The 2,593-nt window shown below is 31.5% G+C and carries 4 protein-coding genes; all 4 read right to left on the bottom strand.

Annotation, left to right across the window (positions count from 1 at the left end):
• The coding region (locus ACT8VG_RS09960) for a family 1 glycosylhydrolase (RefSeq protein WP_444195773.1) at positions 1 to 191 on the bottom strand (191 nt) is incomplete at its 3' end.
• A 13-nt stretch (positions 192 to 204) separates the two neighbouring features.
• A complete protein-coding gene (locus tag ACT8VG_RS09955) occupies positions 205 to 1,080 on the bottom strand; it encodes a hypothetical protein (RefSeq protein WP_187012231.1) in 876 nt (291 codons plus the stop codon).
• A complete protein-coding gene (locus ACT8VG_RS09950; RefSeq protein ID WP_444195772.1) occupies positions 1,077 to 2,297 on the bottom strand; it encodes a hypothetical protein in 1,221 nt (406 codons plus the stop codon). Before ACT8VG_RS09950 ends, ACT8VG_RS09955 begins: the two co-directional genes overlap by 4 nt.
• Before the next feature lie 11 nt (positions 2,298 to 2,308).
• A complete protein-coding gene (locus tag ACT8VG_RS09945) occupies positions 2,309 to 2,560 on the bottom strand; it encodes a hypothetical protein (protein WP_006505197.1) in 252 nt (83 codons plus the stop codon).
• Positions 2,561 to 2,593: the final 33 nt, after the last annotated feature.

Here is a 2,593-nt window from a genome sequence, read left to right as displayed (position 1 = left end):
TACATATGATAATGGTCAACTGCCTTATCACCAGTAGTAGCTTTGAATGTCTTACCTGGGATTCTTACAAACTTATCCCATACTGAAGGCTTTTTGCCATCTTCAGCCCAGGCACCTTCTACCTGATAAGCAGCTGAAGCACTTCCCCATAAGAAATCCTTTGGGAAGCCTGTTGATTCTTTAAAATACATTTTAATCCTCCTATCATCCATTTCTATTTAAAAACTCTATAAGAAGATCCTTATAAGGATGCTTTTCATCAAGAGCATAAAATGGCTCATCTTTTAATGGCATTAATTCTTTAACACATAATGCATTATTGTATAAATCAAATACATCATTAAAATCTACCTTATTGTTGTTTTTGTTTTGGATAAATAATGTCGGAATAGTATTCCTTCTTATATATCTCATGACATCTAGATCATCTAGAGGTACATTTAATTCTTTTCTTAATACAATCGAAAGTAAAGGACGTGTGATAGATTCTGGATATCCATCATTCTTCATTAAATATGCAAAGTAATCACGCACATTCTTAAATGTACTTTCTACAATTAAGCTTGTTGCATTCTTTAATAAACCTGCACTACCTGCACAAAGTAGTGCGACAGCACCTGTTTCTTTACCATAGAAGAAGACTGGATGATCTTCGCCATACTTTTGAATAATGAAACGATTCCAATAGTTAATATCCATAACATCTTGGAAACCAACACCTCTTGTCACACCATCAGATGATCCATTACCATAACAATCAATCATCAAGATATTAGTATGAGGGCAAATTGACTGAAAATAGATTGCTTCATTTTCTAGAGAAGATGCATCTTTAGTAAAACCGTGAACCATGATTAATGTATTGTCTGCATGATCCACTTCAAGTAGATGACCAGTTAAAATCGCATCATTCATATTCTTAATACGTACTGTCTGAGGCTTTAAAGTCTCAAATAAGGTACGTTTAATATGTGTACGATATAAGCGTTCATCTACAAACTGACTTGTTTTCTGATATAACCCTGCACCAGCAAGGACAGCTGTTCCAAAGACTGCTGTGACTATATTTCTCTTTTTCATTTATACCAATCTCCAAAATTATCTAATAATAATCTATTGATATTTAATACCTGTTCAAATGAGCTGAGCTTATACTTATCATTATTCATTCTACCTGCAAAGAAACGAATAGCGGCAACGAGTTCATTACGAACTGATGTACGCATTTCTGTTGGAAATGAACTAATTGGGAAGCAAGTGAATATAAATGTATTGTAATCATTGCTGAATAAATCAAGCAATACATCATAACCTTCATTTTTTAATAATGTATTACCTAATGCAAGATCTAGATCATGATTTGCATAAACAAGAATCGAATCCACAATTGTTCTAAATACCTGTTTGATTACTTCTCTAAAAGGTTCTTTCTTATTTAAATAAGAATAAAATAAATAAGAATAAACAAGATTACACTGATTTAAATTATTAGCTTCCTTATCGTATAAGATAAAGTGCTTTTTCAAATTGTCTGATAAAGCCTTTAAAACAACCTCATTATAATTAAATAATGAACCAAGATTGCTCATAATACAAAATGCGAATAAAGTATGCTGACATAGTAGATGCATAAGATGGAACAAATAGCTTGCTGCATGCTTATAGAATAAATCTAGATGGTCAATAATTTCCTGAATCAATTCTCTTACATAATATAAATGATATTGATATTCCGTATCACGATATTTAGAATTTGGTCCATCCCAGTCATATTCATAAAGTATGTTACGTAATAATAAGATCAATGAAGAAATATAAACATCATATTTTTGTGTCTTGATTAAATCATGCATAACTGGAAGATAGATTTCATAGAAAGAATCGACTGTCTTTTTATTAATCCCCTGATGATACTTCATGTACTCCAAGATCTCAATATAATCAATCGGTGCCATGTTTGTATCAATAAGATGATGTTCCTTCACAATCTTTGGAATCAAAGAATAATGAAGGACATGTGTAAACTTCTCTTTATAAAAAATATGTACCAGTGCATCTTTAATAATAAACTGCTTTTCCTGGTCATTTAAATTTTCTGAGAATTCTGCTTCAACCTTATCACCATATGATAATTCAACATAAATATCGATATTTCTGAAGTTTTCATCAAGCATATAATAATGAAACTTCATCGCAGTATCACTAATACGATAGCTACATCTATAACGATATTTACCTAGATAATGACTTTTATGTTCATCCAGGTACTGTTGGATAACGTCTTCTATTTTACCCATACAATCCCTCCTTAAAAATCATTTTCATGAGCCATCTTAAAACGTGCAATTGATCCGCTCTTAATAAAACGTTCCGCAAAGAAACGAATGTTATCTAAATGAAAGTCTCCTCCCATTGTAAGAGAAGTATCCATGATTTCTTTTGTAAGAGCATAAAGAGCTTCTTCAGTTAATCCATAATCATCTGGATTAATGATTTCTCTCACCGCTTCTACACATTCTTCAAGATGTGCTGTTTTATCTATATCTGTAATATGTTCCATTTTTATCACCACCTTTATTATACAGCCTTTAAT

It is taken from the genome of Catenibacterium sp. (assembly GCF_052354645.1).
Taxonomy (GTDB): Bacteria; Bacillota_I; Bacilli_A; order Erysipelotrichales; family Coprobacillaceae; genus Catenibacterium; species Catenibacterium mitsuoka_A.
Note: the sequence above shows the minus strand (reverse complement) of the source record. Positions and strands in the feature narration are given on the sequence as shown.

Bases quoted from the DNA above. Each gene is read 5' to 3' on its own strand.
- ACT8VG_RS09955 (WP_187012231.1), bottom strand. From the start codon at position 1,080: ATGAAAAAGAGAAATATAGTCACAGCAGTCTTTGGAACAGCTGTCCTT.
- ACT8VG_RS09950 (WP_444195772.1), bottom strand. From the start codon at position 2,297: ATGGGTAAAATAGAAGACGTTATCCAACAGTACCTGGATGAACATAAA.
- ACT8VG_RS09945 (WP_006505197.1), bottom strand. From the start codon at position 2,560: ATGGAACATATTACAGATATAGATAAAACAGCACATCTTGAAGAATGT.